General features: G+C 43.0%; 6 protein-coding genes. 4 read left to right on the forward strand and 2 right to left on the reverse strand.

What is annotated here, in order from left to right; genetic code table 11:
- Positions 1-240 precede the first annotated feature (240 nt).
- On the forward strand, positions 241-762 hold the full coding sequence (locus tag ACKPQ5_RS05735) for a TPR end-of-group domain-containing protein (RefSeq protein ID WP_407678144.1): 522 nt from the start codon (positions 241-243) through the stop codon (positions 760-762).
- Entirely contained in the window at positions 741-1,319 is a 579-nt protein-coding gene (locus tag ACKPQ5_RS05740; protein ID WP_407678139.1) for a type II secretion system protein GspG, read from the forward strand. Before ACKPQ5_RS05735 ends, ACKPQ5_RS05740 begins: the two co-directional genes overlap by 22 nt.
- Before the next feature lies 1 nt (position 1,320).
- On the opposite strand, the gene ACKPQ5_RS05745 is transcribed toward ACKPQ5_RS05740, so the two are convergent.
- The gene (locus ACKPQ5_RS05745; protein WP_407678140.1) at positions 1,321-3,600 is read right to left on the reverse strand and encodes a transglutaminase family protein; all 2,280 of its coding nucleotides are present in this window, start codon (positions 3,598-3,600) and stop codon (positions 1,321-1,323) included.
- Positions 3,601-3,785: 185 nt separating this feature from the next.
- On the opposite strand from ACKPQ5_RS05745, the gene ACKPQ5_RS05750 reads away from it, so the two are divergent.
- Both ACKPQ5_RS05750 and ACKPQ5_RS05755 read left to right on the forward strand, forming a co-directional pair.
- A complete protein-coding gene (locus ACKPQ5_RS05750) occupies positions 3,786-4,013 on the forward strand; it encodes a hypothetical protein (protein WP_407678141.1) in 228 nt (75 codons plus the stop codon).
- A 35-nt stretch (positions 4,014-4,048) separates the two neighbouring features.
- Positions 4,049-5,992, forward strand: coding sequence for a hypothetical protein (locus tag ACKPQ5_RS05755; protein ID WP_407678142.1), 1,944 nt, complete (start codon positions 4,049-4,051; stop codon positions 5,990-5,992).
- On the opposite strand, the gene ACKPQ5_RS05760 is transcribed toward ACKPQ5_RS05755, so the two are convergent.
- On the reverse strand, positions 5,989-6,981 hold a 993-nt coding region (locus ACKPQ5_RS05760; RefSeq protein WP_407678143.1), incomplete at its 5' end, for a coiled-coil domain-containing protein. The two genes, ACKPQ5_RS05755 and ACKPQ5_RS05760, sit on opposite strands and share 4 nt — an antisense overlap.

The raw sequence follows: 6,981 nt of genomic DNA on the forward strand, positions 1-6,981 counted from the left end.
AGTAATCAGGTTTATTTGAGTGAGATGGGTATATCCAGACTAACCAGTAATATCCTGGCTGACGAATCGACCCAAATGGCGAAGGAGCAAATTAGATTGCAGAGTTCGCAGGCTCTCATGGCACAGGCTTTTTCTTTGAGTGAGAATATTTTAAATACTCTACTTTAGTATGATTACTAGTTTTTTCTTTGTCGCTTGCCGATTGTAAAGCGGGGGATTAATTTCAATCTTGTGAGTGAAATGAAAGATCTGCCTCCCCACATTTTAAAACCTGAAGTTCATTGGCGAAGGTCCCATGGTTATCTCGCGATGGAGATGTATGAGGATGCGAAGAGAGAGCTAAGGGCATTACCCAAGGAAGAACCTTGGGGGAAAAGGAGTAAGGTCTTTTTCCTCAGTATCGATCAAGAATTAGAAAATTGGGAGGGAGCACAAAAGATTGCCAGGGGATTGAGGTATGAATTTTCGGAGGAGGTGGACTGGTGGATTGCGGATGCTTATGCGACCCGTCGCCATGAATCAATTACCGAAGCACGATCTATCCTGTTAGAGGGCTTGGCCTTGCATTTTGATGATGGGTTAATTCGCTTTAATTTAGCTTGTTATGCCTGTGTGTTAAAAAAACCGGGGGAGTGTATGGATTTTTTAAAAGAAGCTGTGAAGAGGGACGAGAAGTTTAAACTGATGGCATTGGAGGATGAGGATCTAGCTGATGTGCGAGAAGCTTTGGTCCAATTAGGGTGGGGGAAGGTATTCGCATAAAATCGAAAATTACCGGCTTTACTTTGGTTGAGTTGCTTGTGGTGTTAGCAATTGTGGGAGTATTATGTGGGCTGATGTTTAAGGGTTACTTTTATGTGTTGGATAAACAGGCACACAAACAGGCATATGTGGAGTTGCGAGTTCTAAAAGTTTCGATCGAGAACTATCGTCGGTCTTTCAATGGGTATCCCATCTGCCCGCAGAATGTTTGCACTCCCGGAGAATGTCTATTTTTATCACTTGCCGGGTTTCATAATGAAAAAGGAACATTGGAGATGCCTCCCTATCCTGCCACTATTTCGACTGAGCTGTTTGGATACGACTTAGAATCTTATGACACCACCCAGATTCCTGATATCGAACATAACGAGGGAAAATCATTGATGCTTTGGTTATCTCAAATTTTGGGTAAGGACGTCGCGTTTAAAGACCCTTGGGGCAATGATTATGTCTATGAATACCCTCTGCAAGAGGGGGGGCGAGGTTTTCGACTTTTCTCAATGGGGCCTGATGGGAAAACGGGAGAGGATGAATGGATTGAAGACGACTTGGAATAACTTACTTAGTTTGTTTTTTAAGTAAGCGATTTTTAATTTCGACTAATGGGGCCATTTCAGGACTGTCTGGGTTTTCTGAAATTAATTGATCAATATCTTTCATCGCTTCTAAATACCGGCCTTCTCCGTAATGGAGCATGGCTCGAATCGCTCTGGTATAGCTATCTTTTGGATCTATTCCTAAAATTGCATTTATGTATAATAAGCGGGTACTGGCATCACCATTGGTGCTGGCAGATTGAATCAGATTACGCAGCATGCGTGTAATGATGTCTTTCTTAGAAGAAGGCTGAAAATCTTTTTCGCTTAGACGTAGTCCGGTAATTTGTGAGGCTTCTTTTCGGCTGACAATTTTCCCCCCGAATGGATCTACCAAAATTTCCCTCGATTTATTTTTTGATTCGTCCCGATACATCGCAATGAAATGTCCAGGCAGTCCGAGCCCGCTGACTGGTAGTTCCAACCGGTTTGCTAATTCGATAAACAGAACTGACAAGGTGATTGGGAGACCCTCCTTGTCATCCATCACTTCATTGATGTAACTGTTTGAGGGATGACTATAGTCAAGTGTACTGCCGTGGTAACCCATCTCCACAAATAGTTGATGTACTAATATTTTTAATTTTTCTTCGCCTGTTGCTTTCTCGGGAAAGTGGGATGCAATATTCTTGGCCAGTCTTTCTGCTTTATCGAGGTATGTATTCAGATCAAAGTTCTGATTTTCTAACCGTGCGATCAGGAGAGCGGATCGAAGCAGGTCGACTGAGTTTTCATCCTCATGAGCAAGAGACTGTGTGAGTTCCTCAACGAGTAGTATATCCTTAATTTTTTGTGCCAGTTGATTTAAGTTAGAAGACTTCTTTTCGAGTATTAAAGCCTGATCCTTTAGGGCCTGAGGAACTGATGAGCCCATCGTGACTAATTGTTCAAGATCCTGTTCGCTCAGTGGTTCTAACTCAGTGAGGTTTTTAGTAATATTTTTAATTTTTCGTCTTGCCTGCGGAGAAATTAAAGAAGTGGGGAAGCTCTTCGCCTGTTTGAAATTGCGAAACTCTGCAGTTGGCGAACGAAACTTGCAAAGTCCAACTTTTCCATTTTGGAGGGAAGAGTCGGTTATTTCAATGACCAGTTGATCATTTAAAAAACACATGATTTTTCCCTTTTCCTTGAGTTTGACCCGCAGACTATTCCATTGCCCCGGTCGGTACATTTGTGAGGTAACCGTGTTCAAAATATTCCATGAGTAAACGCTTTGCCCTTCAAAGCAAGTTAAGCGAAGCGATTTATTTGTGGGATAAAAACCATAGTGTTTATTTTGGCCATCAGCGTGAAAAACCAAACCGGCTGCACCGCTTTCATCGTCCAAGCGAACCTCCACTTCTAATTCATACGGTACTGCAATTGTATCTTTAGCGGAGAGGCAAAGCATTCTTCCCCCAAACCCTGATCCTAGACCGGAAGCAATAATGGTTCCTGCCCGTTGTTTCCAACTCCCCGCCATTACAGAACTCCATTCCGTATTGTCGAGTGTTCCAATGGTGAACCATTTTTTTATTGGGACTGGGATTTGTTTATTGAGCAGAGACTTTAGCTTATTTACTGGTACTCCAAAACCCATGGCCCCTCCCGACTTGATGGCCAGTATGGATACTACTCGACCGTCTAGATCCAGTGTAGGGCTCCCACTACTGCCTGGTTCAATGGGGATTGCCACTTGAACCAGGGGGCGACCATCGCCCTGTTCAAGCTCACGAACCGCCGCAATTACTCCTCGGCTTACGCTGTGGCTGTATCCGAGTGGATTTCCGATTGCAAATACGGATTGACCAGGTGAGATTTTATCCGAATCACCGAGCTGCAGTACAGGCAGATTCTCTGCGTCGATCTTGAAAATAGCTAAGTCGTTCTCTCGGTCGATTCCTAATATGGCAGTGGGTGTGTAAGTTTTTCCATCGGCAAAGCGAATTTTGAACTCTCGATGCTCTCCAATGACATGAAAGTTAGTGGCAATTATCCCGTTTGAACTCACCACGAATCCAGTTCCTCTTCCTCCTTCTCTTCCGATTCGATCCACACCTTCGACCACCACAATAGAGGGTTTGATAAGGGCTGCCAGTTTTTCAAAATCTTCCGCATCTCTTTTAGCCAGTTGAAGGTCGGTCAAACCCGATGAATTAGATTCGTTTTTCTCTACTCCTGCGAGTGATACAGAATTAAAGAAAAGTAAAAAAAGTGTTCCGGTCCAAAAATGTAAATGAATTGAGAAATATAATAAATTCATAAAGCAAATAATAATTACGCCGTAAGTTCGAAAGTCAAGTTTGCCTGATTGGATATTTCTAGATTGTCAGGTATTGCTTTCTACTTGAACCTATCAAAAATCTAATTTCATACCGCGTGTTGAGCAGAAAGTTACTTCCACTTAGACCGTAAATCCTGTGGAGTGTTTTTCGGTATTCGCGATGAATGCCTGCCCTATCAAATTTTTCCTGTGCTGGTTCAGTTCCTGAGACTGTTCTTCTAGGCAATCTTGAGGTACGAACGGTGGAAAGAATTGACTGGGGTGGTCCCGCGATGAAGCAGAGAAAAAGTATATCAAGCGAAAATATGGAAAAGGTTGGTTACTTTAGATTATTTTTTGAATCACAGAGCTTTATGTTTACTAGGGACTACAAAACATTTACTTTATTATAATAGTAGAAACATCTCTGTTCCGTTAAACTCATCTAATGAAAAAGTTATTTCTTTCAGTGGTCATTGCTTTCATCTTTGGATTTAAGTGTTTCTCCGCGGAATTCCCATTCCGTACTTGGACTTCAACCACTGGCGTGCGAATTCAGGCCCGTTTAATAAGCAAGTCAGGGGATAAGCTCACGATTGAAAGAAATGATTCTAAGCAATTTGTTTTCCCGCTCGCTATGCTCTCAGGGCAAGATCAGGCCTATGTCAAAAATGCCCTCAACGGACAATACCAGGAAAGTGTATCTCGTGCTCCAGTCGGATCGGTTAGGCCACAACGACCGGGCGGAACCACCCTTTCCTTAGCCATTTGGAGCCCATCTGAGATGGACAAATGGTGGTCGATGAACAAGGAAGGTGACCTCGATAAACTTGCTAATGAATTGATGTCCAATCTTCGTTCTATTTGGACGAAGAAAGAGGACAGATCAATGAGGGAGGGCCGGGACTTCTTTTCCTGGTTTGACCACTGGCGATGGATCAATCTCTATTCACGGTTCTATTCCAAAACAGGAAACGACTCGTTCGAGTCCGTTTTTATTGAGGTGGGAAAAAAAACCACTCTTCAAAAAGTTTTTCTTAAAGCTCTACATCCTGAGGACAATGATATCCAGGCCCTGAAAATTTTTCTTTCGATCGCCCGCGATCATCCTCAGTCCATCGAAAAATATGCAGCATTAGCTTCCGCCTACGCGGTTGTCTTTGATCAACCTTTTCCAAGGGACTGGCCTCACCATCAGGTTTCCAACAAAGATGTACCGATTGATCCTTCTCTGCCCAGTCAACGGTTTGGAGAATTAGTCAAAGCTCACTTGGCGAGGAAATTGGAATATGACCCTAGTCAGCTCTCGGTCACGGAGCTGAAATTTGTGGTAGATCACCGCTTGCCGAGCAGCGAGTTGGAATGGGTTCGGAATAGCGTTAAATTCAGACGGTCCAGCTTTGGTAAAATATTTGCCTCCATTCAGTATGACCGTCCAAGGTTGGAGGGCGCTCTTTTTCGCTGGCCGTACGGGAGTTATTCGCTTTCTTCCATCCAGGAAAAAGGTGGAATTTGTGTTGATCAGGCCTATTTCAGTTCGATGGCAGGAAAAGCCAAGGGCATTCCCACTCTTACCTTCGTGGGACAGGGAAGTGGAGGAGGGCATGCCTGGTTTGGATTTCTGAAAAACCCGGGTCGTTGGGAAACGGATTGTGGTCGCTATGAAAATCAGAATTATCCGGTGGGCAATGCAATTGATCCGCAAAGCTGGAAGTTAATTACCGATGATGAACTGGGTGCACTTGCCCGCGGAGAAAAAAACCTCAGCGGATTTCGCGGGAAAGCAGTGGATTACTTTGCATGGGCTATGGCAAACCCGACCGCCGTTTTTTTCCGGGAATCTCTTCAGAGAGCCCGAACACTTCACCCTGCATTCACCGAGGTATGGAAGGAGGAAGCAAGCTGGGTGGAGCGGAATCTTTCCGACCTGAGGGAGAAGAGAAATTTTTGGGATGCTTGGTTAAAGGCATTTTCGAATACGGTTGACCTGAAGATTGAGGGACAAAAAAAATTAGCAGATGTATACGACGAGATGGGTAACCCGAGACAAGCGGACCGAATTAGGAGCCTAATTCTAAAACAGAACCGCTCCGGACGGTTTGATTTGGCAATCAAGGAGGGAGCAGAGCAAATAATGAAAAAACTAGAGAAAAAACTTTGGTCCGATGCAGAAAAATTATTTGAACGGATGGTTAAGGATTTTGAAAAAACCGCTGGAGGAGAGTTGTATTACGGTTTAGTCAGGCCATATGTTGAGACTCTTGCCCGAAGTGGTCAGAAAGAACAGGCAAGGGATGCGATTGATTTTCTTGAGAAGAGAAATGTATTGGATCTTGGTCCAGGGAGTATAATTGGATTGGAAATGCAGAAGCTTCTCCAAAAAATAAATTAATTCTTTGGTAATAAACCAAGGTATTGTTGGTAAAGGGCATCTGACTTCGCAGATTGTTGATCAACTTTACTTTTAACCAGATTAAATTCTTTTTGCCGAAGCGCCTCTTCCGCTTTAGCCTCTTCTAGGGATTGTTCTTTGTTCTTAAGCTGCTCTGGTGTGGATTCTAGGAGTTTTACGGAACTATTCAGGCTATTTGCAGCTTGAGTAACTGCGTCCTTTGCCTGAATGATTTCCTGTTCCTTCCCTGCGAGGAGATTTTCGGTTTCAGCGAGATCTTTTTTAAGTAATGTGATAGTTTCCTGAAACTTATCACTTGCCTGACCAAACATGGAGTTAGGTTCCTGTGCTTGAGACTTATTTTTGGCAAGGGTGGCCAATCGATTCACATCCTGAATAAATAAGTTCTTATCTGCCCTGACCTGTAAAACTAAAACTTTTCTTTTTTCGGTCTCAACCAAAGCAATTTTTTTCTGAGCGAGCAATTCCTTATTCCGGGCAATGGTTTGAGGTAATTTCTGTAACGACTCAGCAATATTTTGAAAAGCTTTCTGTGCAGAGTTTTTCAGTGCCCTTGATTCATTGAGCACAACCTCGTACTCGTTCAATTCGGATTTTAACTTACTAAGATTTCTTAATTCAATATGGCGTTTAACATTAATAATTTCAGCATTCCAGCGGGAGACTTGATGTTCAGCCTGTTTGAAATTCTTTTCAGCCTGTGCAAATTCAGTCAGTGGTTTTTTAGAATTCTCCTCTGCTTTGCTTAATGCCACCTGGCTCTTGGACACATTAGCTTTTGCTGTGGCAAGTTGAGTTTTGGATTCTTTGAAAATTGTAATTTTATCATTTCTCTCAATGTCCATCTTTTTCTTTTTCTCCAGTGCTAAATTGTAAGATTGGATACTTGCTGAAAGATTTTTTTCAGCGGTCATTATATTTTGCTCGATAGATTTTTTACTCAGTAAAGCCTGATTGACCACGCCTTG

Origin of the sequence: Candidatus Seribacter sulfatis (genome assembly GCF_964187635.1) — a bacterium.
GTDB lineage: Bacteria > Verrucomicrobiota > Verrucomicrobiia > Opitutales > Seribacteraceae > Seribacter > Seribacter sulfatis.

Excerpts from the sequence above, each read along its gene's own strand:
- ACKPQ5_RS05755 (WP_407678142.1), top strand. The coding sequence starts at position 4,049 with ATGAAAAAGTTATTTCTTTCAGTGGTCATTGCTTTCATCTTTGGATTT.
- ACKPQ5_RS05745 (WP_407678140.1), bottom strand. The coding sequence starts at position 3,600 with ATGAATTTATTATATTTCTCAATTCATTTACATTTTTGGACCGGAACA.
- ACKPQ5_RS05750 (WP_407678141.1), top strand. The coding sequence starts at position 3,786 with ATGCCTGCCCTATCAAATTTTTCCTGTGCTGGTTCAGTTCCTGAGACT.
- ACKPQ5_RS05735 (WP_407678144.1), top strand. The coding sequence starts at position 241 with ATGAAAGATCTGCCTCCCCACATTTTAAAACCTGAAGTTCATTGGCGA.